The 25,434-nt window shown below is 67.1% G+C and carries 24 protein-coding genes and 1 tRNA gene; 13 read left to right on the top strand and 12 right to left on the bottom strand.

What is annotated here, in order from left to right; translation table 11 throughout:
* Positions 1–55: 55 nt before the first annotated feature.
* A complete protein-coding gene (locus tag ACTOWK_RS00855; RefSeq protein WP_441328333.1) occupies positions 56–1,147 on the bottom strand; it encodes a M35 family metallo-endopeptidase in 1,092 nt (363 codons plus the stop codon).
* A 235-nt stretch (positions 1,148–1,382) separates the two neighbouring features.
* On the opposite strand from ACTOWK_RS00855, the gene ACTOWK_RS00850 reads away from it, so the two are divergent.
* From ACTOWK_RS00850 to ACTOWK_RS00825, 6 genes are all read left to right on the top strand, one after another.
* Positions 1,383–2,015 carry a hypothetical protein gene (locus tag ACTOWK_RS00850; RefSeq protein WP_441328332.1) on the top strand — a complete coding sequence of 211 codons (633 nt, stop codon included), beginning with the start codon at positions 1,383–1,385 and terminating at the stop codon, positions 2,013–2,015.
* Between the two features lie 587 nt (positions 2,016–2,602).
* Positions 2,603–3,424, top strand: a complete 822-nt coding sequence (locus tag ACTOWK_RS00845) for a right-handed parallel beta-helix repeat-containing protein (protein ID WP_441328331.1) — start codon at positions 2,603–2,605, stop codon at positions 3,422–3,424.
* A 189-nt stretch (positions 3,425–3,613) separates the two neighbouring features.
* The gene (locus ACTOWK_RS00840; RefSeq protein WP_441328330.1) at positions 3,614–4,597 is read left to right on the top strand and encodes an NAD-dependent epimerase/dehydratase family protein; all 984 of its coding nucleotides are present in this window, start codon (positions 3,614–3,616) and stop codon (positions 4,595–4,597) included.
* 436 nt (positions 4,598–5,033) lie between these two features.
* Complete coding sequence (locus tag ACTOWK_RS00835) at positions 5,034–5,603, top strand: hypothetical protein (RefSeq protein WP_441328329.1); 570 nt, start codon at positions 5,034–5,036, stop codon at positions 5,601–5,603.
* Positions 5,603–6,304: an SDR family oxidoreductase gene (locus ACTOWK_RS00830; RefSeq protein WP_441328328.1), complete on the top strand. Its 702-nt coding sequence runs from the start codon at positions 5,603–5,605 to the stop codon at positions 6,302–6,304. The genes ACTOWK_RS00835 and ACTOWK_RS00830 overlap by 1 nt, the downstream gene beginning before the upstream one ends.
* Before the next feature lie 116 nt (positions 6,305–6,420).
* The gene (locus ACTOWK_RS00825; protein WP_441328327.1) at positions 6,421–6,810 is read left to right on the top strand and encodes a nuclear transport factor 2 family protein; all 390 of its coding nucleotides are present in this window, start codon (positions 6,421–6,423) and stop codon (positions 6,808–6,810) included.
* A gap of 97 nt (positions 6,811–6,907) precedes the next feature.
* On the opposite strand, the gene ACTOWK_RS00820 is transcribed toward ACTOWK_RS00825, so the two are convergent.
* Positions 6,908–7,255: a hypothetical protein gene (locus ACTOWK_RS00820; RefSeq protein ID WP_441328326.1), complete on the bottom strand. Its 348-nt coding sequence runs from the start codon at positions 7,253–7,255 to the stop codon at positions 6,908–6,910.
* Between the two features lie 313 nt (positions 7,256–7,568).
* Between ACTOWK_RS00820 and ACTOWK_RS00815 the strand changes: the two genes are divergently transcribed.
* From ACTOWK_RS00815 to ACTOWK_RS00805, 3 genes are all read left to right on the top strand, one after another.
* Positions 7,569–8,636, top strand: a complete 1,068-nt coding sequence (locus tag ACTOWK_RS00815; protein ID WP_441328325.1) for a diguanylate cyclase — start codon at positions 7,569–7,571, stop codon at positions 8,634–8,636.
* Positions 8,637–8,812: 176 nt separating this feature from the next.
* Complete coding sequence (locus tag ACTOWK_RS00810) at positions 8,813–10,102, top strand: nucleotide sugar dehydrogenase (protein ID WP_441328324.1); 1,290 nt, start codon at positions 8,813–8,815, stop codon at positions 10,100–10,102.
* Positions 10,103–10,278: 176 nt separating this feature from the next.
* Positions 10,279–11,901, top strand: coding sequence for an FMN-binding glutamate synthase family protein (locus tag ACTOWK_RS00805; RefSeq protein WP_441328323.1), 1,623 nt, complete (start codon positions 10,279–10,281; stop codon positions 11,899–11,901).
* Between the two features lie 954 nt (positions 11,902–12,855).
* Here the strand turns inward: ACTOWK_RS00805 and arsC are convergent.
* The 3 genes from arsC to ACTOWK_RS00790 form a co-directional block, all read right to left on the bottom strand.
* A complete protein-coding gene (gene arsC / locus ACTOWK_RS00800; protein WP_441328322.1) occupies positions 12,856–13,221 on the bottom strand; it encodes an arsenate reductase (glutaredoxin) in 366 nt (121 codons plus the stop codon).
* A gap of 215 nt (positions 13,222–13,436) precedes the next feature.
* Positions 13,437–13,511: transfer RNA gene (locus tag ACTOWK_RS00795), tRNA-Val, on the bottom strand.
* 139 nt (positions 13,512–13,650) lie between these two features.
* Positions 13,651–14,505 (bottom strand): hypothetical protein, encoded by an 855-nt coding sequence (locus ACTOWK_RS00790; protein ID WP_441328321.1) that lies wholly within the window; start codon positions 14,503–14,505, stop codon positions 13,651–13,653.
* A 181-nt stretch (positions 14,506–14,686) separates the two neighbouring features.
* Here ACTOWK_RS00790 and ACTOWK_RS00785 point away from each other — a divergent pair, with 181 nt between their 5' ends.
* Complete coding sequence (locus ACTOWK_RS00785; RefSeq protein ID WP_441328320.1) at positions 14,687–15,091, top strand: phasin family protein; 405 nt, start codon at positions 14,687–14,689, stop codon at positions 15,089–15,091.
* 163 nt (positions 15,092–15,254) lie between these two features.
* On the opposite strand, the gene ACTOWK_RS00780 is transcribed toward ACTOWK_RS00785, so the two are convergent.
* Both ACTOWK_RS00780 and ACTOWK_RS00775 read right to left on the bottom strand, forming a co-directional pair.
* Positions 15,255–15,881, bottom strand: a complete 627-nt coding sequence (locus ACTOWK_RS00780; protein ID WP_441328319.1) for a TetR/AcrR family transcriptional regulator — start codon at positions 15,879–15,881, stop codon at positions 15,255–15,257.
* Between the two features lie 30 nt (positions 15,882–15,911).
* Positions 15,912–16,169 carry an acyl-CoA-binding protein gene (locus ACTOWK_RS00775; RefSeq protein WP_031371730.1) on the bottom strand — a complete coding sequence of 86 codons (258 nt, stop codon included), beginning with the start codon at positions 16,167–16,169 and terminating at the stop codon, positions 15,912–15,914.
* A gap of 152 nt (positions 16,170–16,321) precedes the next feature.
* On the opposite strand from ACTOWK_RS00775, the gene ACTOWK_RS00770 reads away from it, so the two are divergent.
* A complete protein-coding gene (locus ACTOWK_RS00770; protein ID WP_441328318.1) occupies positions 16,322–18,310 on the top strand; it encodes an SDR family oxidoreductase in 1,989 nt (662 codons plus the stop codon).
* Between the two features lie 357 nt (positions 18,311–18,667).
* Here the strand turns inward: ACTOWK_RS00770 and ACTOWK_RS00765 are convergent, their stop codons facing one another.
* From ACTOWK_RS00765 to ACTOWK_RS00755, 3 genes are all read right to left on the bottom strand, one after another.
* Positions 18,668–19,765, bottom strand: a complete 1,098-nt coding sequence (locus ACTOWK_RS00765) for a restriction endonuclease (protein ID WP_441328317.1) — start codon at positions 19,763–19,765, stop codon at positions 18,668–18,670.
* A 340-nt stretch (positions 19,766–20,105) separates the two neighbouring features.
* Positions 20,106–20,711, bottom strand: coding sequence for a phasin family protein (locus ACTOWK_RS00760; protein WP_441328316.1), 606 nt, complete (start codon positions 20,709–20,711; stop codon positions 20,106–20,108).
* Between the two features lie 156 nt (positions 20,712–20,867).
* On the bottom strand, positions 20,868–22,160 hold the full coding sequence (locus ACTOWK_RS00755) for a patatin-like phospholipase family protein (RefSeq protein WP_441328315.1): 1,293 nt from the start codon (positions 22,158–22,160) through the stop codon (positions 20,868–20,870).
* A 174-nt stretch (positions 22,161–22,334) separates the two neighbouring features.
* Here ACTOWK_RS00755 and ACTOWK_RS00750 point away from each other — a divergent pair, with 174 nt between their 5' ends.
* A complete protein-coding gene (locus tag ACTOWK_RS00750; protein WP_441328314.1) occupies positions 22,335–23,057 on the top strand; it encodes an FFLEELY motif protein in 723 nt (240 codons plus the stop codon).
* A gap of 143 nt (positions 23,058–23,200) precedes the next feature.
* Here the strand turns inward: ACTOWK_RS00750 and ACTOWK_RS00745 are convergent, their stop codons facing one another.
* A complete protein-coding gene (locus ACTOWK_RS00745; RefSeq protein ID WP_441328313.1) occupies positions 23,201–23,476 on the bottom strand; it encodes a polyhydroxyalkanoic acid system family protein in 276 nt (91 codons plus the stop codon).
* A 191-nt stretch (positions 23,477–23,667) separates the two neighbouring features.
* Between ACTOWK_RS00745 and ACTOWK_RS00740 the strand changes: the two genes are divergently transcribed.
* Complete coding sequence (locus ACTOWK_RS00740) at positions 23,668–24,471, top strand: FHA domain-containing protein (protein ID WP_031371723.1); 804 nt, start codon at positions 23,668–23,670, stop codon at positions 24,469–24,471.
* Between the two features lie 266 nt (positions 24,472–24,737).
* On the opposite strand, the gene msrQ is transcribed toward ACTOWK_RS00740, so the two are convergent.
* Positions 24,738–25,355: a protein-methionine-sulfoxide reductase heme-binding subunit MsrQ gene (gene msrQ / locus ACTOWK_RS00735; RefSeq protein ID WP_441328646.1), complete on the bottom strand. Its 618-nt coding sequence runs from the start codon at positions 25,353–25,355 to the stop codon at positions 24,738–24,740.
* Between the last annotated feature and the right edge of the window lie 79 nt (positions 25,356–25,434).

The raw sequence follows: 25,434 nt of genomic DNA, 5'->3' as shown, positions 1-25,434 counted from the left end.
GAGCACGCAAAAAAGGCCCCGGGAAACCGGGGCCTTCTCGTTGCTGCGGTAAGCGTCAGTTCTGCGCCGGGGTGTTCTCGGCGAAGTATTCGTGACTGTCGGCGTTGTCGAGCGCGTTGGTCGGATTGCTGATCGCGAGGTTCTTCGCTCCGGCCTGACCGTAGACGTGATCGTCGGTGCCGGCTACGGCGTCGAAGTGGCTCATCTCGTGGATCAGGGTGCCGGCCTTGGAGTCGGTGCCGGTCAGCGACGCGGTCCAGAACGCGCGACAGACGTAGATCTCGTAAGGCTGGTTCGGATAAACGTAGGCGTAGTACTTCTGATTGCAGCCGCAGTTGACGGTGATGGCGCCGTTGCTCTGGTCCATGGCCGAGTCGATGGCGACGAAGTGCTGGCTGGCGGTGCTGTAGCGCTGCGAAGTGTAGGCGCCGAACCAGGTGGTGTAGCGCGGGCCGACGGTGCCGGCGCCGAGGTAGCTCTTTGCGTTTTCCGAATAGCCTCGTGCGGCGGTGATGGCGCTGCCGATGGTGTCGATCTGGGTCGCGCTGCAACTCTTGTAGGACACGCCGTTGACGACGCTGCTGCCGCCGCCGCCGGGCTTGCCCTGGCCGCTGATCCCGCCCTTGCCGTTGACCCACAGGCTCAGCGGAGCGCTCTTGGCGACGAGCGGCAGGCCGTTGTCCTGGCGCAGCAGCTTGCCGTCCGAGAGCGAGGCGAATTGCAACGGCGAATCCAGGTTGACCACGTACTGGCCGCTTTGCGAGAAGTCGTAGGCCTTGGACAGATCGACGATGCTGCGCAAGGTTTCGCCGGCGCGCAGGATCGTGAAGTCGGCCGCATCGGGCAGGCCGCGTTTGATCATCGGGCCGTTATAGGCCACCGCTGCGCCATCGCGGCTGATGTTGAACAACTTGGACTCGGCGAGACTCGAAGGCAGTTGCCATGACGGCACGCGAGCGGTGTGACGGCTGGTGTTGGTGACGGTGACTTCGACCTGGCCGCCGAAGTTTCCGTTCTGATCGGCCACGGCCATCAAACCGATGCGTAAAGGATTGTTCTTTTCGTGCGGCGGGGCCGCGGTGACGGAAGCGATCGCGCCAGCGAGAACGATGCTGCCCGCGACCGCGGACATGAGACTGATTTTCATTCAAAAACCCCCGAGAAAATGAACCAAGTGTCCGGCAGGTCGGACCCGTCCACGTAACCAGAATGTCGCCCTGAATGCATTGTGCGATGCATCACGCTTTACTCCGTCGAGGTTAAGGCGCACGGCGGATACTGCGCTCGAAGGCTCGGCGAAAACGTATGCTCGGCGCCTTCATCCAGACTTCACGCACGATCACGACGAGGTGTTTGCCATGCGGTACATGAAGCGAGCAGGTATGGCCCTGTTGCTGGGTTTGAGTCTGGCAGGGGCCGCGCAGGCACAGACGGTCGGCTACAACATCCGCACCGGCGACGTCTGGGTCGACACGCGGCTCGGTGAGATCAACGACTACGGTCGCCGTTATCGCGAGCCCTTCATCAACGAGGTCAGCGGTTACTACGGCGCACCGCGTTCGCTGATCGACGAATTGCTGGATCGCCGCGGCTGGGCGCCCGGCGACGTTTACTACGCATGCGCCATCGCGCGTTCGCTCGGCGTGCCGTGTCTGAACGTGGTGCGCGAATACGACCGCAATCCCGGCCAGGGCTGGGGCGCGGTCGCCCAGCGCATGGGCATCAAGCCGGGTTCGCCGGCCTTCCACGCGCTCAAGCGCGGCGCGGTCGGCACCTACGACCGCTGGGGCTATCCGATCACCGTGCATCAATCGGTGCACGTGGATTGGGCCCAGCACGGACCGGGTAAGGGCAAAGGCAAGAGCAACGGCCATCCTGGCGGCAAGAAGAGCGGGCCCGCCTCCTCGCATTACGACCACCCGAGCTCGAAAGGAAACGGCCGCGGCCAGGGCAACTCCGACAGGGGCGGCCATGGCAAGGGGCAGGGCAAAGGAAAAGGCAAAGGGCACGACTGAGTCGGCTCTGGCAACGATCGGACCCGAGGCCTGAGCCTCGGGCGTCGATCACCGCAACCGGCAGGGCTTATGCCGGTTGCGGCGCGGATTGAAAGCGCGCCTCTACCGTCGGCGAGGCGCCGGGCACGGCCAACGCGCCGACCGAGAAGCGTCGTTCGCGCGACGTGATCGCGATGCGGGAGCGCAGTTCCCGGTCGCTCGAATGCAGACGCCGCCGACCCGGTATGCGCGTCGCAGCACCAGCGAAATTCTCGTCTTCTTAAAGCGGCTCGGACGGCTTGAACCGTCGCGATGTCTGCGACGGCGATCGATCATTCTGTCCCGGTCGCGATGCAGGCAGGCCGGGGAGACGGCTTCATTCGCGGTCGACGCCACGAGCGCCGCATTCGACAGGGATGTCGGGTATCGAATGCGATGCTTTCCGGCGCGCCGCAGGTCCAAGGACGACCGCCGGGCTCGCCGGCCTGCTTCATCACGACATGCAACCCAAGGCAGGGCGCCGCGGCCGGTTCGACCGTGGGTCCCTGCGCGGCACGACGGCGCGTTTGGCGAGCCGTCGTTTCATCGGCGCTTTTAAAAGGATATTCATGCGCTCCTTTCTGTTTTCCAACCTGGCCCTGTCGGCGGCGATGTTCAGTGCGAACGCGTTCGCTTGCGACACCGTCGTCACTTCGGCCAATCCGCATATCATGGCCCCCGGTAAGTATTGCCTGGCCAGGAATCTCGACGTTCCCATCGTCATCACCGGCGAAGACATCGAGTTCGATTGCAAGGGGCGGACCCTGGCCAATCCCGACCCGAGCGGCAACGCTCCCGCTGCCATTACGGTCGACTCCTGGTCCAAGGTGACGGTGCGCAACTGCCGCATCGAGGGCTATTCGCTCGGCATCCACCTGCGCACGCGATCGGGCGATCAACTGCTCAATAACACCGTGGTGCGTCCGTACGATGCGGGCATCGTGATCATCGGCGACAGCCCGCAGGACGGCGAAGGCGCACGGCTGGTCGGCAATCGCGTCATCGACTACGGCAACCCGAACGTGTCGCCGTGGCGCGAAGCCATCCGGATCACGATGGCGCCGCGCACCGTGATCACCAACAACGTGGTCGCCGGCTACAACGGCGGCGGCCTGCTCGTCGACCGCTCGGCGGACGTACAGGCGACCGGCAACCAGTTCCTCGATTTTCCGGACAATACCGATCGGATCGTCGAGCTGCGCGATTCGCCGCGGGCGCGGCTGGTGCACAACTCGATCATGCTGCGGACGCGTTCGGGCGTGCAGGGGCTGATGGGCGGCAGCGGTGCGACCTGCATCGAGAACGTCGCCATCAATACCGCGCGTTCGGGCTTCTCCGACTGTGCGGTCACCCGCTACAACGTCGAAGAGCCTTCGCCGTTCATGCCCTAAGCCGGTACCGAGCGCCGGCGCTGCATCCGCAGCGCCGCCGTTCTTGCGTGTCGGCCTATCGCAGCAACGAGTATGGGAGGCGCTGCACATGGCGTCCTGATCGCAGCCTTGCTAGGCTTTGCGCACCCATCCAAGCCCGGGCCGCTGTCGCTGCGGCAGCAGGCGCGTGCGTCGCCAGGAGTTCGCTCGATGTCCATCCTCGTCACCGGCAGCGCCGGTCACCTCGGCGAAGGCCTGATGCGCCGTCTGCGCACGCAATCGCGCGACGCCGTCGGCATCGACATCAAGGCCTCGGCGTTCACCGGCCAGGTCGGTTCGATCGCCGATCGCGGTTTCGTCCGCCGCGCCATGCAGGGCGTGCGCGCTGTCGTGCATAGCGCGACCCTGCACAAGCCGCATGTGGCTACCCACAGCTACCAGGATTTCATCGACACCAACGTCACCGGCACCCTGGTGCTGCTCGAGGAAGCGGTCGCCGCCGGCGTCGAGTCCTTCGTCTTCACCAGCACCACCAGCGCGTTCGGCGCGGCCTTGAAGCCGTTGCCCGGCGGCCCGGCGACCTGGATCACCGAAGCGGTGACGCCGGTGCCCAAGAATATCTACGGCACCAGCAAGATCGCTGCCGAAGGTCTGTGCGAGCTGTTTCACCGCAAGCATGGATTGCCGCTGCTGGTGTTGCGGACCTCGCGGTTCTTTCCCGAGGACGACGATGACGCTTCGGTGCGCGACGTCTACCAGCCGGCCAATGTCCAGGCCAACGAACTGCTGTGTCGGCGCGCGGATATCGAGGATATCGTCGACGCGCATCTGCGCGCGGTCGAGCGCGCGCCGGCGCTGGGCTTCGGCCGCTACATCGTGTCGGCGACCACGCCGTTCGGCCGCGAGGATCTGCTCGCGTTGCGCCAGGACGCCGCTGCGGTCGTCGAGCGCTTGTTTCCCGATTGTCGCGAGCTGTTCGCGGCCAAGGGCTGGCGCTTGTTCCCGCAGCTCGACCGGGTCTACGTCAACGAGCTGGCCCGTCGCGATCTCGGTTGGGAGCCGCGTTACGGTTTCGCCTACGTGCTCGATTGCCTGCGAGCCGGCATGGATTTCCGCAGCGCGCTGGCCCACGAGGTCGGCGTGAAGGGCTATCACGACCGCGTGTTCGAGGGCATGCCGTATCCGGTGGCCTGATGCGGTATCGGACCGCCGAAGGCCGGGGTAGGAGTGGCGCGAGCCGCGATCACGGCATTGCGAGCGGCCGCGGATGAACCTGGCCTGGAGAGGTCACGGTCGCGACTTGCCTCGCTCCTACCCACTGCCGTGTCGGCATCCTTTGCCGTCTAACCGGTCTCGTTTCCATGCCATTGAGGGGCTGGAATAGGGAAAACCGCCGTCAGCTGGCTAGAATGCCGATCATCGCGATCGGAGCTTTGCGGCAGGTACGCCCCGTCGCCGACGCTCCGGCCGCCGTCGATTGGACGCAGCGCCGAGGAGTAGACGAGATGGCGATCGATTCTGGCCGGCCCTTGCCGCACCTGTTCCTGACATGTCGTATCGTTGCGGCCCCGCCGCAGGCCGTCGCATCGATGCCGCGCCCGGCCGCAGCGGTCGTGGCCGCTTGCGTGTTATGAGCTGGACCGCACTGATCTGCCTGGGGGCCAGCGATGGTCCGCGTGTCGAGAATCTGCTGCTGTCGGCGGCGCAGTTGCTGACCGAGTTCGACGGCGGGGCGGACGCAAGCGCCTTGTGCGCTTGCTCGGAGCTGTACGGCGACCGTCATCGCGTGCATCGCGGCGGCGCCACGGTCAATCTGATGCTGGCGATGAAAGTCGCGCCACGGTGGTCGGTCGAGACCATGGAGCGTCGTTTCAAACAGATCGAGGCGGCGTTCGGACGCGAGCGCGATCCGCAGCGGGTGTTGCCGGTGCCGCTGGATATCGATCTGGTCGGCAGGATCGACGGCGAAGTCCAGTGGCAGGATCGCTACGACCCGGCCCGTCCCTATCTGTTCCATGGCCTGCATCAACTGGCATTGCCGCGATTGCAGCAGGCGCTGGACGCCGTCGCCTTGCAACGCGGCTTTCGTCCCGAACACAATGCGATGGGTTTCTATTGCTTGGCCGGAGCGGACTTCGTCGAACGCTTTCTGCACGCTCAGGCCGCTACGCCAGCCACCGCCGCCGAGGAGGCCAGCTGATGTCCGAACGGATCACTCTCGTTACCGGCGCTTCGCAACGCATCGGCCGGGCCATCGTCGAGGCCTGCCTGCAACGCGGCGAGCAGGTCGTCGCCCATCGTCGCCGCGCCGCGTCGACGCCGCAGCCGTACTCGGCGCCGGTGCACGAATGGAGCTGGGACATGACCCAGCCGTTGCAGGCCCTGCCGCCGGTGGCGGTGACCGACCTGGTCCTCAACGCTTCATTGTTCGAGCGCGGCCATGCCTGGGGCGACCTCGGCGCCGGCGATACCGAGGAGGAGCGCGAGCGCCTGGAGCGGCATCTGCGGGTCAATCTGATCGCGCCCTGGGAGCTGGTGATCGGCCTGCACCAGCGGCATCCGCTGCGCTCGGTGGTGGTGATGCTCGACACCTATCTCGATCGCTCGTTCGCGGGCCACGCCGCCTATCAAGTCAGCCGTGCGGCCGGTGCCGGCATGGTGCGCGCGCTGGCTGCCGAACTCGCGCCGACCCGGGTCAACGCGGTCGCGCCGGGCACGGTGTTGCCGTCGGCGCGCGACCCGGCCGAGCGCGCCGAACAGGAAGACGCTATCGCGGCACGCACCGTGCTCGGTCGCATGGGCACGGTCGAGGCGGTGGTCGAGGCAGTGTTGTATCTGCGCGATGCGGGCTACAGCACCGGCGAAATCCTGCGCGTCGACGGCGGCCGCTTCAAACTCTGAGCCTGCCCCAGCCGACAACGTTGCAAGGGCGCGACAGGCCGGTCCATGGGTGCAGTCGTAGCGGCGGCGGGCGCTGCCGATAATCGGCTGCATCGTCATCTCGCCAGGGAAGCCGCATGAGCACCGAGCATAGCCACGAGTACGAAGGGGTCATCGCGACCCTGGCGGATTATTTCGACGGCCTGCACCACAGCGACACCACTCGCTTGCGTCGCGCCATGCATCCGCAGGCGCACTACGTCAGCGCGACCGACGGCAGTCTGTTGAAGCTCGACATGGAGTCGTATTGGGCGGTGGTCGACCGACGCGCATCGCCGGCCAGCCAAGGCGTTGCGCGCGAAGACAAAGTCGTTTCGGTCGAATTCGCCGGGCCGGTCACTGCGTTCGCGCGGGTCGAATGCGCGATCCCGCCGAAGCGTTTCACCGATCTGTTGACCCTGATCAAGCTCGACGGCCGCTGGCAGATCATCTCGAAGGTGTTCCACTACGAGCTCGAACTGGCCTGATCGATATTCTGCGCGGCGGTAGCGGTCGCAACGCGAGCGTCCGCAGCGCGCGGGGCGCTCCGGGTCGCATGCGGCGATCAGGCGGCGAGGGTTTCGCTCAGGAATGCAGGGCCAGTTCGGCGACGCGGCGTTCGATGCCCAACTGCGCGGCTTCGGCGTTCTCTTTCGCGCGTTGCCAGGCCGAGCGGGCCGCGTGTTCGGCCTGGTCCCAGTCCAATGCCGAGCCGAGGCGGATGCGTTGATAGCGCGATCTCAGCTCGAGACGGGGATCGTCGAAATCGCGGTCCGGATGCTCGAGGTGGGCGGCGATGCCGACGTAGAAGGCGGGTGCGTAGTCGCTGAAACGCAGCCCGTCGCGATAGAAGTCGGCGTTGCGGAACTGACTCGCCCAATAGCTCAAGCCGGGCGTCGTCGGGGCGGGGCGGCCTTGCAAGGTCGTCGTCATCACACAGGCTCCGCTCGGGGAACCCCCTGTGCGGCGAATCTTGCCCGATCACGGCGTTATCGCCCCGTGTAGGCGGCGTTCAAATCCCCGCTGTCCGGGGCCCGGCCGGCGCGGCCCGGTACTCGACCGGCGCATGGCCGATCGGCGACCCGTCCAGGGGACCTGCCCAAGGGGCCGGAGCAGCCCTGCCGCCGGTCATCGGAAGCCGCCCCGCTTGCGCATTCAGGGCCAGGCGAGCAGGGTATGCTGGTCGCCGCCGCAGCCCCCCACCGGGCGGTACTCGTATCGATGATCCAGGCCGCTGGGAGCGTGCGTGACTGGAATTGCCGACACCTCGTTCGAACCGGTTCGAGCGACCGAACATCTGCGGTTCGTGCGCCGCATCTACCAGATGCGCACCCTCGGCCTGGGTACGGGGTTCTTCGCCGTGGCCGGGGTCTTGTACGAACACGATGCCGGCGCCTGGGTCTGGGCGCTGCTGTTCGCCAACGGCTACCTGTGGCCGCCGCTGGCCTACCTGATCGCCTCGCGCAGCGTCGACCCCGAGTACGCCGAGTACCGCAACCTAGTGATCGACTCGGCGCTCGGCGGCATCTGGATCGCGGTGATGCATTTCAACGTCGTGCCGAGCGCGCTGTTGGCGGTGATGCTGTCGGCCGACAAGATCAGCGTGGGCGGCTGGCGCTTCTTCGTGCGCACCGCCGCCGCGCAGCTGCTGACCTGCGCCACGGTCTGGGCGCTGCTGGGCTTCCGGTTCGCGCCGGACAGCTCGATGCCGGTGATCCTGGCCAGCCTGCCTTTCATGTTCGTCTACCCCATGGCGATCAGCAGCGCGGCCTATGGCCTGGCGCGCAAGGTCGTGCGCCAGAACAAACAGCTCGACCAGCTCAGCCGCACCGACCCGTTGACCGGCCTGCAGAACCGCCTGCACTGGGACGATTCGGCCACCGCGAGCATGACGTACTGCGCGCGGTCCTCGAAGGGCGCGGCCCTGATCCTGATCGACATCGACCGTTTCAAGGAGATCAACGATTTCCACGGTCATCTGGTCGGCGATGCGGTGCTGCGGCGGGTCGCCGGCACCTTGCACGAGGTGGTGCGCCTGACCGACACCGCCAGCCGCATCGGCGGCGACGAGTTCGCCCTCATCCTCATGGACACCGGCCTGGAGGCGGCGGTGGCGATCGCCGAGCGCATCCGCAACGCGGTCGAGGACGCACGCTTCGACGAGGCGCCGGCCTTGCGTTGCACGGTCAGCATCGGCGTCGCGACGACCGGGCCGAAGACCATCAGCGCGGCGATGTGGATGCGCCATACCGACAGCGCCCTGTATCGCGCCAAGCAGTTGGGGCGCAATGCGGTCGTGGTGGCCGAGAACTGAGATGAAGCCGGCGATCGGCGGCTACGGCTGCTTTGGCCGTTCGTTCTGGCCGTCCTGGCCTGGGCGATCCGGCTGGCCGCAGAGGGCGACCGGGCGCACCGGTTTGCCAGTCCGGAAAGCGGGTCTCTAGAATCCAGGACCGGACCGCCACCACGGCGGTGAACCTAGGGCAGGGCATGACGCAGTACGAAGGCAGCATCGCGCAAACGCGCATCGGCGTGATCGGTCTGGGCTATGTCGGCCTGCCGCTGGCCCTGGAGTTCGGCAAGCGCTACGACACCATCGGTTACGACACCAATGCCGTGCGCGTGGCCCAGCTCAGCGTCGGCGAAGACCATCACCGCGAGAACGACGCCGACGAGATCGCGGCCTCGACCCACCTGCGCTTCACCGCCAGCGCCGCGGACCTGGCCGACCGCGACGTCTACGTGGTCACCGTGCCGACCCCGATCGACGAACACAAACGTCCGGACTTCACCCCGTTGATCGAAGCCAGCCGGGTCCTCGGCGGCTTGCTCAAGCCCGGCGACACGGTGATCTACGAGTCGACCGTCTACCCCGGCGCGACCGAGGAGATCTGCGTTCCCGAGCTCGAGCGCGCCTCGTCGCTGCGTTTCAACGTCGACTTCTTCGTCGGCTACAGCCCCGAGCGCATCAATCCCGGCGACCGCACGCGCCGCCTGGTCGATATTCCCAAGGTGACTTCGGGCTCGACCCCGCAGACCGCCGAGCGCGTCGACGCGCTGTACCGCAGCATCATTCCGGCCGGCACCCACCTGGCCTCCAGCCTGCGCGTGGCCGAGGCCGCCAAGGTCATCGAGAACACCCAGCGCGACGCCAACATCGCCCTGATCAACGAGTTCGCGCTGATCTTCCAGAAACTCGGCATCGACACCACCGAGGTGCTGGAGGCGGCCGGCAGCAAGTGGAATTTCCTGCCGTTCCGGCCCGGCCTGGTCGGCGGCCACTGCATCGGCGTGGACCCGTATTACCTGATCCAGAAGGCGCAGAGCGCGGGCTACTACCCCGACATCCTGCTGGCCTGCCGGCGCATCAACGACGCCATGGGCAGCCACATCGCCTCCGAGATCGTCAAGCTGATGATCCAGCGCGGCGTGGCCCTGGCCGGTTCGCGGATCCTGATCCTCGGCATCACCTTCAAGGAAAACTGCGCCGACCTGCGCAACACTCGCGTGGTCGATCTGGCGCGCGAGCTCGGCGAGTACCGGGCGCAGGTGCAGATCCACGACCCCTGGGCCAACGCCGAGGAGGCGCGGCGCGAGTACGGCGTGGAAATGATCGACGCGCCGGAGGCCGGGGCCTTCGATGCGGTCGTGGTCGCGGTCGCCCACGAGGAGTTCCGCACCCTCGGCGCAGCCGGTGCGCGCGCCTACGGCCGTCCGGGCGCCTTGCTGTACGACATCAAGAGCCTGTACCCGCGCGCCGAGGTCGACGCGCGGCTTTGATCGGTCGGCCGGCACGCGCCTGAGTTGAGTGGTCGGCGTGACGAGGCGTGACGCGGTGTGGCGTGGTGTGGTGTGGCGTGGTTCTGGGGCCGAACGGCCATCCGCCCGGCCCCGTACAGCGATTGCACACGCGCAGGGTTATGCTCGCCGTCAGCTCGTGAACTGATCCGATCGCCATGCGCTATACCGCTTATGTCGCCAGCCTGCTCCTGACCCTGATCTCGGTGTTGTTGGTGTTCCTGCACCACACCGATTGGCTGTGGGGCGTGGGCGTGTTCGGCGCGCTCGCAGCGCTCGGTACCTGGGACCTGTTGCAGACCCGCAGCACCCTGCGCCGCAACTACCCGGTGCTGGCGCATTTCCGTTACGGCCTGGAGTCGATCGGCCCGGAGATGCGCCAGTATTTCATCGAGGCCGACACCGCCGAGGTGCCGTTCTCGCGCCAGCAGCGCGCCCTGGTCTACCAGCGCGCCAAGTCGGTCAACGACGTGCGGCCGTTCGGCAGCCAGCAGGACGTCTACGGCCTGGATTACGAATGGATCAACCATTCGATGGCGCCGACCGCGCACGTCTCGCACGACTTCCGCATCGTCATCGGCGAGAACACCGCGCACCCGTATTCGGCGAGCGTGTTCAACATCTCGGCGATGAGCTTCGGCTCGCTGTCGGCCAACGCGATCCGCGCGCTGAACCGCGGCGCCAAGCTCGGCGGCTTCTACCACGACACCGGCGAAGGCTCGATCTCGCCGTATCACCGCGAGAACGGCGGCGATCTGGTCTGGGAGATCGGCTCGGGTTACTTCGGTTGCCGCGACGAACGCGGGCTTTTCAGCGAAGAGCGTTTCGCCGCCAACGCCGGCGACGCGCAGGTCAAGATGATCGAGATCAAGCTCTCGCAAGGGGCCAAGCCGGGCCACGGCGGCGTGCTGCCGGCGGCCAAGGTCAGCGCCGAGATCTCGGCCACGCGCGGCGTGCCGATGGGCCAGGATTGCGTGTCGCCGGCCGCCCATACCGCCTTCGATTCGCCGCAGGGCCTGCTGCATTTCGTCGCCCGCCTGCGCGAACTGTCGGGCGGCAAGCCGACCGGCTTCAAGCTGGCGATCGGTCATCCCTGGGAGTGGTTCGGCATCGCCAAGGCCATGCAGGAGACCGGCGTGTTGCCGGATTTCATCGTCGTCGACTGCGCCGAGGGCGGCACCGGCGCGGCGCCGGCGGAATTCATCGACCACGTCGGCGTGCCGATGCACGAGGCCTTGATGCTGGTCCACAACACCTTGATCGGCCTGGAACTGCGCGACAAGATCCGGATCGGCGCGGCCGGCCGCATCACCAGCGCCTTCGACATCGCCCGCACCCTGGCGATGGGTGCGGATTGGTGCAACGCGGCGCGCGGCTACATGTTCGCCCTGGGCTGCATCCAGGCCCAGAGCTGCCACACCGATCGTTGCCCGACCGGCGTCGCGACCCAGGACCCGAGTCGCTGGCGCAAGCTCGACGTGCCGGACAAGGCCACGCGTGTGTTCCACTTCCACGACAACACCCTCAAGGCCTTGCGCGATCTGTTGTGCGCGGCCGGCTTGAGCCATCCGGCCCAGATCGGGCCCGAACACATCCTGCGTCGGGTCTCGCCGACCGAAGTGCGTTCGCTGGGTGCGTTGTACAACTTCCTCGCTCCTGGCGATCTGCTCGGCAAGATACCTGCGCATGCGGTGTTCCAATCGTTCTGGGCGAATGCGCGCAGCGATTCGTTTGCGGCGCCGGATCGGTTGTTGGCGATGCGGGGCAGTAAGTCGTTTTGAGGCGTGCTGCGAGTTTCGCGACTTTAGGAGCGAGGTGAGTCGCGACCAAGGGACGCGCAGAGGCTGCAAGGCCGACGTTATCCATCGAAGCGGCGTGCTTTCGCGAAGGGTAGGAGCGGCGCAAGCCGCGACCGCGCCGTGATGGCCTTGCGCCGCATCGATCAATCGAGCGAGAGCTTGGCGCAGCGACGAGCTTGCGAGAACCCCTGGAGACCCGGAGGGCGGCGCACAGGACGTGCGCCGTTTTCCGATAAGACAGGGACGTCTTATCGGAAAATCCCGGCGCAAGCTGTGTACTCGCAGGGGAGCTTCGTCAAGGAAAGCCCTTTTCTTTGGTTAGCTTTCTTTTGGGCTTAGCAAAAGAAAGTAACCTGGCCGCGTCAGCGGACGGAAGCTCTGCTCTTTGCTTGAAGGCTGCGCCGGCAGCCGGCAGGACGCGGTCGCGACTTGCGTCGCTCCTACCCTAGAGGCGGCGACCACGACGCCACAATCTTGTGCCGCTCCCGGCTGGAGCCAGGGTAGGAGCGGCGCAAGCCGCGACATCGTTACGATGGTCTCGCTGCGCATCCGTCGATGCAAAATCTAGATCAAACGCCTAAAGCTTCCGCCACTAAAGCGGCGGGTTACTTTCTTTTGTCTAAAGCAACAAAAGTCCCACAGGGAGTTCCTTCGGTCAAAGGTAACCAAAGAAGTTGCTTCTCTTTGAGTCAAGGGCCCGCACGAGCAATGCCGACGCAGGGCTCTACATACGGGACATCCCTGTCCCGATGAAAAACGGCGCGCATCCCTGCGCGCCGCCCTCCGGGTCTTCGATTGCCTTCGCTAATGCTCGGCGACGCACAGCCACAGCAAAATCTTCACGGCAACGGCAACGGCAACGGCAACGGCAACGGCAACGGCAACGGCAACGGCAACGGCAACGGCAACGGCAACGGCTTATTGCCGCGTCGTCGCTCAAAGCAATTCGAGCACGCGCTCCGGCGGGCGGCCGATCACGGCGCGACCGGCGTGGACGAAGACGGGGCGTTCGATCAGGCGCGGGTGGGCGGCCATGACGGTGAGCAGATGGTCGTCGTCGAGGGCCGGGTCGGCCAGGCCGAGTTCGCGGTATTCGTTTTCGCCGCTGCGCAGCAGGTCGCGGGCGGGCAGGCCGAGCAGGGCCAACAGTTCGCGCAGTTCATCGACGCTCGGCGGGGTGTCGAGGTAGGCGAGGACGGTCGGTTCGATGCCTCGGGCGTGCAGCAGTTCCAGGGCGCTGCGCGATTTGGAGCAGCGCGGGTTGTGGTAGAGGCGGGTCGGGGCGGGGTGGATATCGGTCATGGCGGGTCCTCACGGTTCGGTGGTCGCGCGGGCGAGGGAGGCTTCGTGTTCGGGGCATCGGCAGGGCGGGCCGTCGATACGGCTCGTGGCGATGCGACCGCCCGGGCGAGGCGCCGGCCTCGGCAGTGCGCGGGCCGCCGGGCCTGCGAGCAATCGCCGCCGTGGTGGCGGCCCGGAAACGAAAAAAGCCGGCTTGCGCCGGCCTTTCGTGGAACTGGTGGGCGGTGCAGGGTTCGAACCTGCGACCCTCGCCGTGTGAAGGCGATGCTCTACCGCTGAGCTAACCGCCCGAGTTGAATCGGGCCGCAAAGTTTACAGGGGGACTCGCGGAACAGGCAAGCCTCCGGATGAATCGCCTGTCAGGACCGGCCCCGGGCGCTGCGCAGGGGCCGGGTGGGGCGCAGCCGGGTACTGTCCGGGTCAGAGTGCTTATTCCAACTGCTCCTTGGCATAGGCCGCATCCAGCGTTTCCATCGCGTCCAGCGGCTTGAGCTTGGCGGCTTTCTCGTAGGCCGCGGCGGCGGCGTTTTCCTGTTTGTCGCCGTGCAGCAGCATCAGCACGTTGCCGTATTCGATGTGGGCGATCGGCGAGTCCGGGGTCAGCTTGACCGCGGTCTTGATGTGTTTTTCGGCTTCGGCGGCTTTGGCGCCGTAGGTCAGGCCGCCGATCATGCCGCCGATCTTGTTGATGATCTCGGCGTGGTACAGGGCCATCGCGGTATGCGCTTCGGCGTGCTTCGGCGACAGCTCCAGCGCGGTTTCGAGGGCGCTGCGGACCTTGCCGGCGATGCCGGCCTTGAGCGCCTTGGCGATGCTCAGGCCCTGGCTGTAGCGGCCCAGGGCGAAGGCGTGGCGATAGTGGCTGTTGGCGTCCTCGGGCAAGGCCTTGATCGCGGTCTCGGCGAGTTTGGCGGCCTGCTCGAAGCGGTGCAGCTTTTCGGCGTCGTCGTCGACCAGGTAGGTGGCGTGGATGCCCATGGCCTTGACCGCGACGCTGGCGCCGACCGGGCCGAGCGCCTGGCCGGCGTCGAAGGCGGCCTTGAAATCGCCGCGGTGGAAGGCGCGCCAGGCGTCTTGCAGGGCGGCGGCGAGTGCCTCGGCGTCCAGGCCCTTCGGGGCCGCCTTGCCGGCCGCGCCGATCAGCGCGCTGGCGCGCTTGGCGTCGGGGAAGGGCTCGGTATCGCCGGCGTGCAGCTTGGGCCAGGCTTTCTTGAGGGCGTCGCCAGCGTAGGCATAGCCCTTGGCATCATGGGGAAAGTTGGCCCAAGCGGATTTGGCAGCCATCTGCAGTCCTTGTCGACAGGTCGGGAAGGCAGCATCCCGCCGTCGCCGCGCCGTGGCAAGAGGGACGATGCATCGGCGCTTCGCCGTCAGAAAGCTGAAGCGGCTAGTGTGATTGCTCGATGCTCCGTCGCCACAGTGGCCTGGTGAAACCGCTCATCCGGAGCGGTCAGCGGAGCTAACGATGGCAGCAGTGAAACGCAAGAAACCGGCGGCGAGCGAAACCACGCTGCGCCATGTCTGGCTGGCCGGCCTGGGTCTGGTGGTGCTGGCGCGTCGCGAAGCGATCGCCGCGGCGGGCCGCGGCGTCGGCCGCGTCGATGCGCTGCAGCAGCGCGTACGCGACCTCGCCGACGACGCGCGCAGCAACGTGCGCGGCGGCATCGAAAACGTGCGCGACCAGGTCGAGCCCAAGGTCGTCAAGTTCAGCGCCGAGGTCGAAGCCCGCCTCGCACCGGTGCTGGACAAGCTGGGCCTGAAGAAGCCCAAGCGCGGCCAGCGCAAGGCCCGCAAGACCGCGGCGAAGAAGCCGCAATCGCGCCGGGTCGCCGCCCGCAAGCCGGCGGCGCGTCGCGCACGCAAGGCCTGATCGGTCCGTTCGCCGCATCCACGGCGGCGAGTCGGTTCGAACGAAGCAAGCAGATGAAGCAAGCAAGGGCGCCGATCGGCGCCCTCGCTGCGTTGCGGCTCGGTTTCGGATTCGAGTTTGAATTCGGAGCCCGCGCAGACATGGCCGGCGAGCGAGCGCCCGCTCAGTCCAGGTAGACCCGGATCAACGTGTTCAGATGCAGGCGTTCGGCGTCGCGCAGGAACGGTGCGAGCAGCATCATCACCTGGACGATGCCGTCGCGGATCGCCGCATGCTCGTCCTTGTCGCCGCGCGCGGCGGCGTAGTTGAGCCAGAAGGTGGCGATGACCAGCACGTTGGTCGCGGTTGCGGCCAGTTCGTCGCCGGACGCGCGCATGACCCCGGCCTGCGACAGCCCGCGCATCACCATGTGCGCCTGTTCATCGGCGCGCTTGAGAATGCGGGCGAAGCGCATGCGCAAGCGGCGGTTGCGGCTGAGGATCTCGACCAGGTCGCGGTAGAGGAAGCGGTAGTCCCAGATGCACTCGAACACCAGGTGCAGCTGCAGCCAGATGTCCTCGAGCCCGGGCAGGCGGCCTTGCGGCGCAGCCAACGCAGCGTCCATGCGCTCCTCGAAGCGCGCGAACAGCTGCTCGATGATGTCGTCCTTGTTGCGGAAGTGGTAGTACAGATTGCCCGGGCTGATCTCCAGCTCGTCGGCGATGTGGTTGGTGGTGACGTTCGGCTCGCCCTGCGCGTTGAACATGGTCAAGGCGGTGTCGAGGATGCGCTGACGGGTCTGTTTCGCCATCGGGCGTGCCGTGCAGGGGCGGGCGCGGCGTCAGCCGCGCAGTTTCTTGACCAGGTCGACGTACTTCTTCTGCGCGTCGGCCTGTGCGGTGCCCTTGAGCTTTTCCCAGGCTTCGTACTTGGCGGTGCCTACGAAGTCGAAGAAGCCGGGCTTGGGGCCGCTGACGTCGCCATCGGCGCCCTGCTTGTACAGCGCGTACAGGCGCAGCAGGGTGTCGTTGTCGGGGCGGTCGGTCAGCGATTGGACGTCTTTGGCGGCTTGTTCGAACGCGGACTGGATATCGGACACGGCGAGCCTCTCCTGGCGCCAGGGTGAAGCGGCATAACAGCATGCACGCCCGGGACGGTCAATACGGAAAGGAATTGTTCCGCGGCACGGGCTCTGGCACCGTAGCGTCATGCCGCCGCATTGGCGGTCGATCGGCCATCCAGGAGAGGGGTATGAGCTATTTCGTCACCGGCGCGACGGGTTTCATCGGTCGCTTCCTCGTCAGCAATCTGCTGAAACGCAAGGGCACGATCCACGTGCTGGTGCGCAAGGACTCGCAGAAAAAGTTCGACGCCACCGCAAAAAAAATGGGCTGGGACCTCAAGCGGGTGATCCCGGTCGCCGGCGACATGACCCAGGCGAAGTGCGGCCTGAGCGCCGCGCAGATCCGCGCGCTCAACGGCAAGATCAAGCATTTCTTCCACCTGGCCGCGATCTACGACCTGACCGCCAGCCCGGCCGCGCAGCGCGCCGCCAACATCGACGGCACCCAGCACGCGCTGGACCTGGGCACCGCGCTCAACGTCGGCTGCTTCCACCACACCAGCTCGATCGCCGCTGCGGGCATGTACTCGGGCGTGTTCCGCGAGGACATGTTCGACGAGGCCGAGGGCCTGGACGATCCCTACCTGCGCACCAAGCACGATTCCGAGGGCCTGGTGCGGGCCGAGAAGCGCATCAAGTGGCGCATTTACCGCCCGGGCATGGTCGTCGGCCATTCCCAGACCGGCGAAATGGACAAGATCGACGGGCCGTACTACTTCTTCACCTTCCTCAAGAAGCTGCGCGAGATGCTGCCGCCGTGGATGCCGATGCTCGGCGTCGAAGGCGGGCGCATCAACATCATCCCGGTCGACTACGTGGTCGATGCGATGGACCACATCGCGCACAAGCCCAAGCTCGACGGCCATTGCTTCCACCTGACCGATCCGGAGCCGCAGCGCGTCGGCGAGGTGCTCAACACCTTCGCCCGCGCCGGCCACACCCCGGAGATGACCATGCGCATCGATGCGCGCATGTTCGCCTTCGTGCCCAGCAGCGTGCGCGGCGCGGTCGGCAACCTGCCGCCGGTGCGGCGCTTCATCGGCATGTTGCTGCGCGACTTCAAGATTCCCAAGGAAACCCTGAAGTTCATCACCTATCCGACCCGCTTCGACAACCGCGAGACCGAGCGCGCGCTGCGCGGCAGCGGGATCAAGGTGCCGAACCTGGACACCTACGCCTGGCGCCTGTGGGACTACTGGGAGCGCCATCTCGACCCGGACCTGTTCATCGACCGCACCCTCAAGGGCAAGGTCCGCAACAAGGTCGTGGTGATCACCGGGGGGTCCTCGGGCATCGGCCTGGCGACGGCGGAGAAGGTGGCTGCGGCCGGTGCGGTGACGGTGATCATCGCGCGTGGCGAGGACGAGCTGTTCAAGGCCCGCGACGCGATGAAAGCCGCCGGCGGCAAGGTTTTCGCCTATACCGCGGACCTGGCCGACATGGCCGATTGCGACCGCCTGGTCAAGCAGATCCTGGAAGAACATGGCCACGTCGACATCCTGGTCAACAACGCCGGCCGTTCGATCCGGCGCTCGATCGAGCTCAGCTACGATCGTTTCCACGATTTCGAACGCACCATGCAGCTCAATTACTTCGGCAGCCTGCGCCTGATCATGGGCTTCATGCCGAAGATGACCGAGCGCCGCAAGGGCCACATCATCAACATCAGTTCGATCGGCGTGCTGGCCAGCTCGCCGCGGTTCTCGGCCTACGTCGCCTCGAAGGCGGCGCTGGACGCATTCAGCCGTTGCGCCCAGGGCGAGTTGTCGGGCAAGGGCATCAGCTTCACCACCATCAACATGCCGTTGGTGAAGACGCCGATGATCGCGCCGACCAAGATGTACGACAGCGTGCCGACCCTGACCCCGGACGAAGCCGCCGACCTGGTGGTCAAGGGCATCATCGAGCGGCCGACCCGCATCGCCACCCGCCTGGGCATCTTCGCATCCGTGGTCAACGCGCTGGCGCCGAAGGCCTACGAGGTGGTGATGAGCACGGCATTCGAGTTGTTCCCCGACTCGGCCGCTGCCAAGGGCGACCGCAAGGGGCTCAAGGACGAACACGCCAGCAGCGAACAGATCGCGTTCGCGGCCTTGATGCGCGGCGTGCATTGGTAAGCGGCGCGCGCCCGTACGTGGCGCGCATCGTGGCGCGAACATCGGGGCGGCTCAGGCCGCCCCGATGCGTTTGCGCGCCGTCTCCCCTGTAGGAGCGGCGTGAGCCGCGACTGAGGTCCGGCGCGACCTCGGGATCGCGTCGTGGGCGTAGTGGCGTGTCGCGGCTCACGCCGCTCCTGCAAAGGGCGGCGGTAACAGCCCGGAGGCGGGTAGGGGCGGCGCAAGCCGCGACCGCGATCCAACCCGATCGCGATGTCCACGACATCGCGCCCCGGACCAGCCCCAAACGAAAACAGCGCGCCGTTCGTCACGGCGCGCTGTTTTCGGGTTCGCTCGGTTCGTTTCGACGAGGCCGGATCAATAGGCCCGGCACTGGAAGAAGCGCACGCGTGCCTTGCTGCCCGGCGGCGGTTGCAGTTGCACGCGCGAGGAACGCAGGTCCGGATAGGCATCGAGGATCGAGCAGATCCGGTCGATGTCCTGTTGCTGCGCGTCGGTCAGGCGGTAGATCAACAGGTTCGACGGGGTCGACCACAGGGCGCGTTCGACGCCGTCCAGGGTCGAAATGCTGCGAATGACCTGACCGCGTTCGGCCGCGGGGTTGCCGGTGTGGGCGGCTGCCGGCGGGCTCGCCGGTCGCGCGCTGGCGGTAGCGGCCGAAGCGGTCGCTGGCGGCGTCTGCGCGGCCTGCGCGACGCTCGGTGCGGCTGCGGCCGGCGTCGGCGCAGGCGTGGCTGCTGGCCGTGCTGCCGGCGACGTGGATGCGGCGGCGGGTGTCGCGGCGTCGGACGGCGCTTCTTGCGGCGTCGTCGCTTCCACCGGCGTGACCTGCGCGGGCGCCGGGGCGTCCGGTTCGCCGGAAACGAATTGCGGCACCACGAAGCCGGCGATCAGGCCCAGCACGATCGCCGCGATCCAGGCGCCGACGATGGTGCCGATGCTGCGTTTCTGCGCGGCGGCGATGACTTCGTGCCGGGTCGAGGCCGGCAATTGCGGTTCGACCAGTTCCCACAGCGTGTCGCCGCTGTACAGGTCCAGGCCGTTGGCGACGCGCTCGGAATTGCTGTCGAAGCGCCCCGTGGTGACCATCATCCCGCCCGCGGCGCCGTTGAAGCGGACCGCATCGGCCAGTTCGGCCACCGTCGCCGCCGACACCCGGTAGTCGGCATCGCCGAGCTTGCACGACAGCAGCCAGGGCTTGCCGGCGCGCAGCAAGCGCAGCTCGGCCTGGGTGCCGCGGGCGAGGGATTCCTCGACCGATTCGGCTTCGAAGCCGCGTTCGCGCAGGGATTCGACGATCAGGCGAGCGAATTCGCGCCAACGCATCTTGGCCAGGCCGGCGATGCCGGTGTCGACCTCAGTGCGGTGACGGCGATAGGACCAGAGATAGGCGGTGGACACCAATCCGATCGTCAGTGCGACGGCGGCAGCAGCCCACAGGGAAAAACTCGACATGAAGCGCTAGGCCCATAAAAGACGCTGAGGATATACGGCCTGCGACATCTAGCACTTATACGAACTGAGACGCAGTTCGCGAAATTGACGTGTTCGTCATTGGCCGTTCCATCAAGAACGACGATTCGGTGTCAGCGTGAAGTCCATCCGCTACGGCATGGCGGATGCACGGCGTTCGATGCAGGGCATCGTCGCGACCCGACCGCGGCGGTCGCGGGCATAAGAAAGCCCGCCAGTCCGAAACCGTAAGGGGAGGGGAGCATACGGAAGCGCGGACTGGCGGGCTTAAACGTCGCGCTGCGGATGACCCGCAGCGCAGTGAAGCCGGAGTTGAAGCGGGTTACGGTGCGAGCGGCGGTTTCGGACGCGCGATCGACTTGCGCGTGGCCTTCTTCGCCGCCGGCGACTTCTGCGCCTTCGGCTTGGCGGCCGCGGCCTTCTTCGTGGTGGCCTTGGCCGGTGCCTTGGCTGCGCTCTTGCGTGCGGCCGGGGCGCTGCCGCCCTGGCGACGCAGTTCGCGGGTCAGGGACTCGACGCGCTCGCTGAGGTCGGCCAGATCGTCGCGGCCCGGCACGCCGAGCTTGACCAGGGCGCGCTGGACGCGCTCTTCGAACACCTTTTCGAGGCGGTCCCAGGTGTCGGACGCGCGCTCGCGCGCCTGGCCGACCTTGGACTCGACCGCGTCGCGCAGCACGCCGGCTTGGCCGCCGGTGAACTTGCGCGCGGTCTGCTCGAGGTTCAGGCCTTCCTTGACCAGGCCTTCGAACAGCTTGGTGCCCTCGGCCTGGGCGCGACCGAACGCACCGACGCCGGCCAGCCAGATCTGCTGCGCGGATTCGCTGAGCGTCTTGGACAGGCGCTCGGCCTGTTCCTGCGCGCTGCCCTTGCCGGCGTTGCTGCTCTTGCCGGTGGTCTTCTTAGCGGTCTTCTTGAACTTGGCGGCCATGGACGTCCTGTAATGAGTGCTATCGCTGTGCACTCAAGATGGCCCCCCTGTCTAGAGTAATCACACCAACCCAGAGCGAAGAGCCAGTAACGAGAGCGAGGAGTGAGAAACGAGTGAAAGCGAGCTCGCTCTTACTCGTTTCTCACTCCTCGCCCCTCATTTCTCGCTTCTGGCTTCCGACGCCGTCCTGCGCCGCCGCGGTCGCGGTTGCGCCACCAGCCGGTCGACGTCGTCCAGCGCACGCCGCAAGCGTGCGGTGGTCTCGGTATCGCGCTTGGGCGGGGTGATGCCGTCGAGGATCGAGCGCTGGGCGTCGGCGATCACGTCCCTGCGCAGGTGCAGGCCGTGCGCGGCGAGCACCGGCGCCAGCACGTCGGCGCGCAGGTGCAGGTCGGCCAGGGTGTTGCGGTAGGCGATCTCGCAGATGCGCTGGCGCGCCGAGAAGCTGAAGGCGTTGGTGAAGAACAGCTCGCGGTCTTCGGCGTTGGGCTCGAACACCAGTTGGTCGATGTCCGGGTATTGCTGGGCGTAGCGGGCCAGGCCGACCTGCATGCGCGACTGCAGCAGGGTGCGGAAGGTCTGCGACAGCACCGCCGGCAGGCCGCCCGCGGCGAGGCTGTTGTCCTCGGCGACCGGCACGCCCTGGTTGTGGTTGAACGGCACCAACGGGTTGATGCCGATCAGCAGGTCGATGCCGCGATCCAGCACCACCGAGGCATGCATGGTCCGGCGCAGCGCGCCGTCGACGAAATGACGGCCGCGGATCTGCACCGGCGGATACAGCCCGGGCAGCGCGGCGCTGGCCTGGACTGCCTGCGAAATCGGTACGTCGCTCCAATTGTCGCCGCCGAAGCGGACCGCGTCGCCGCTGTCGATATCGACCGCGACCACGTACAGCTCGGCGTCGAGTTCGCGGAAGTCGTTGCTGCGGCCGCGGCGGGTGAAGACCTCGCGCAGGAACAGCTCGACCTGGGCATTGTCGAACAGGCCGTTCGGGATCAGGCCGCCGAAGCGGGTGATCAGGTCCGACCAGCGCGCCTCCAGCGGCGAGAACAGCAGCTCGCGCCACCACTCGGTCGCCAGGCGCGGAAAGCTCGCCGCGCGCTTGACGTATTCGAGGAAGGCCGGGCGCATGAAGGTTTCCGGGCGGAATTCGACGTCGGCGCTGTCGCCGGTGACGAAGATCCGGCACATCTCGGCGGTGTCCATGCGGTTGGCCAGGCCGGCGGCGAGGAAGGCGCCGCTGCTGACGCCGACATAACAGTCCAGGCGAGTGAGGTCGAGGCCTTCGATCGCTTCGTCGAGCGCGCGCAGCGCGCCGAGCTCGTACATGCCGCCAATGGGACCGCCGCCGGCGATGGCCAGGCCGATCTTCGGAGCGGAAGCGTGGGTGCCGTGGGCCGAACGTTTGCGGCTCGCCCGGTTCCGGGCGGAATGGAGTGACAGCATGTGATAGGCAGCACGGCCCGGACGGAATTCGGTCGAGTGTAGCCCAGGACGGGCGGGGCACCAGAGGGTCACCAGGGGGGCCAGGACCAAAGTCTGAGCCGGCTCGATGGGCTGGCCTCGGCTGGCTCGTCGGTCGGCTTGCGGAGGCCGGCCGGCGCCGCGATCATCGTCGCGATGGCCAGGACGACCGAACATAGCCAGCGTCTGGGGTGTCTGCTGGCCCGCCACCAGGCCTTGCACGACCCCGGGCGCGAACCGCGCAATCGCCTGCGCTGGTTGCCCGAACTGCGGCTGTGGCAGGCCCGGCGGCTGGAGGCCAGTTTCGACCGCTTCCTGCGCGACCCGCGCCGGCGCCCGGCGGCGCAGTTCTTCCTCAGCGACGTCTACAACGACCGCGACTTCAGCCGCCGCGACGCCGACATCGCCAAGGTCTTGCCGATGATGCAGCGGCTGTTGCCGGGCTCGCTGCTGAGCACGGTCGCCGATGCGATCGAGCTGGGTTTGCTGACCCACGCCTTCGACCTGCGCATGGCCGAGCGCCTGCAGGCGCTGGCGCCGCGCCGGCGCCGTCTCGACGGGCCGCTATACGCGCAGATCTACCGCGCCTGCGGCTTGCCCCGGCTGCGCGACCGCCAGATCGACCTGATCGCCGCGGTCGGCCTGGGCCTGGGCCAGTCGGTGCGGATGCCGGGCATCCTGACCTTGCTCAAACTCTCGCGCGGTCCGGCCAAGGCGGCCGGGCTGTCGGAATTGCAGGGGTTTCTCGAACGCGGCTTCGCGGCGTTCGGCCGGCTCGGCGACGTGCGCGAGTTCATCGCCGAGATCGAGCAGGACGAACGCGACATCGCCGAGCGGCTGTTCGCGGGCCAGGCCGATCCGTTTCCGCAGTTGGATTGAGCCGATGCTGGATCGAGTGCGGGCGGCCTGGTGTCTGGATCGGTGCGGGTGAGACCGATCCTCAAGCTCGGCCAAGGCTGAAACGAGCCGAGCCGTTTATGGCGCTGAAGCGCAGCGGTTCCGCTGCGCCGGGGCGAGGCCGCTTACTTGAAGCGTTCTTCCAGCACGCGGCGGATTTCCGACTCGATCGGGCCCTTGAGAGCGCCGAGCAGGAAGCCGAGTTGCGCGGTCACGTGCAACTGGTTCGGCTGCAGGGAAATCTTGCCGTCGACGCCGCTGCGGACGAAGTTGAGGGTGTCGCCGACCCAGTCGTACTCGACATCGAAACGTTCGGCGAGTTTCTTCGCGACTTCCTCGACGGCTTTGCGTGCCTTGGCCGGAGCGAGCGTGTGCGGATGGCGGATATCGATGCTGGACATGGTCTGGGTTCTCCCTGGAGGCCGGTATTGTGGGGGCAGGGACAGGCGCATCCAAGCCTCGGTCGCTCGCCGGAGGCCGCTGGGCGCATCCGCGCGGTCGATGCGCATCGGCTCGCGCGCAAGGCGCCGATGCGATCGGCTCGCGCCCGTTAGGATGTACGCGATTCGACAACCTGCTAGATTGCGGCGGAGTGAGCGCCCTCAAACTTCGATACCCGAATCGCGAACATGCCGACCTGGCCCTCAAGCCCGGGGTGCATGCGATCGGCCGCGATTCGGCCGGACGCACCGTGCTGGTCGAAGACGCCGGCGCGGCGATCGCCCAACTCAGCGTCGACCGTCGCGGCGTCTGGCTGCAGGTGCGCGAAGGCCTGCGCGGCTTGCACGTCAACGGCCGTCCGGTGAAGCGCGTGGCGATGCTGCGTGCCGGCGACGCGATCTTTCTCGACGGCGTCGAACTGCTGCTGATCGACGACAAGCCCGAGCCCGCGCCGCCGTTCGGGGTCGACATCCCGGCCGATTCGCGCATGGTCGTGCGCGGCGTCGGCGGCATTCATCACGGGCGTTGCTACACCCTGGAGCAGCCGCGCCTGATCGGCCGCGCCGGCGATTGCGACATCCGCATCAACGAACCGGCCTTCGCCGATCGCCACGCGCGTCTGGAAGCCCATGCCGATGGCGTGGTGCTGCGCGACGTCGGCTCGGTCGACGGCAGCGTGGTCAACGGCCAGCCGGTGCGTCACGCCCTGCTCAAGCCCGGCGACCAGTTGCTGCTCGACGGCCAGCATCGTTTCGTGATCGAAGCCCCGACCCGCCAGTTCAGCGCCGCCGAAGCCCTGCAGGCCCAGCTGGCCCAGGAAGCGGCCTCGAACGAAGAGCGCATGCAGCCGCCGTCGGCCCTGCCGGCCTCGGTGCGGCGCATGCCGTGGCTGCTGCTGGCCGCGGTGGTCATGGCCGGCCTGCTGAGCCTGCTGCTGCTCTACGGCACCCGCTGAGCCCAAGACACAGGGTTGGAGCGGCGCGAGCCGCGACCGTGTTCCTTCAGCTCGCACCGCCCGTTCAAGCCAGCGCCGTTATTTGCTTTTCGCGGTCGCGGCTTGCGCCGCTCCTACAGAAAGCCGCAGTTCCGGGGTAGGAGCGGCGCGCGCCGCGACCGTTCCGTATCCGGTCGCGTCGTTATCTGTCGCCGACGCGGTCGCGGCTTATGACCGGAGGAAATCCCTGTGGGACGCCGTTCCTACAAGTGAAGACCGAACCGCGCCTAGTGCGCCGCCGCCCTGCGTCGCGTCCTCGCCTCGGCGACCTTGCGCCACACCCGCCAGCCCAGCAGGGCGGCCAGGATCGTGGCGTACAACAAGGGCTTGCGAATGTCCGACTTCACCAGCCACCAGAAATGCAGCACCGCCAACACGGCGATCGCATAGACGAGTTGGTGCAACTGACCCCAGCGCCGGCCGAGGCGCCGCATCATGCCCTGGGTCGAGGTGACTGCGAGCGGGATCAGCAGCAGCCAGGCCAGAAAGCCGACGGTGATGTAGGGGCGCTTGGCGATCTCCTCGAAGATCTGCGTCCAATAACCCTTGAGGTCGAGCGCCAGGTAAGCGGTCAGGTGCAGGCTGGCGTAGAAGAAAGCGTACAGGCCGAGCATGCGCCGGAAGCGCAGCAGCACCGCCTGGCCGCTGAGCTGGCGCAGCGGCGTGACCGCCAGCGCGATCATCAGCAGACGCAGCGCCCACAAGCCCAGGCGATGTTCGACCTCGGCGATCGGGTCGGCGCCGAGCCCGCCGCTGCCGGTCAGCACCTCGGCGCGGATCTGCCAGGCCAGGATCGCCGCGGGGGTCAGCGCTAAAAGGTGTACGAGGACCTTCGCCAGGATCACCCCGGCCGGGGTCCGGCGTTTGACCACGGGCCGAGGCGGGCAGCGGGATGACGTGGCGGTCGTGTTCGCTATCGAATCC

This window comes from Lysobacter sp. CA196, assembly GCF_052078695.1.
GTDB lineage: Bacteria > Pseudomonadota > Gammaproteobacteria > Xanthomonadales > Xanthomonadaceae > Lysobacter.
The sequence above is the reverse complement of the archived record's forward strand: the minus strand, read 5'-3'. Positions and strand labels throughout refer to the sequence as shown.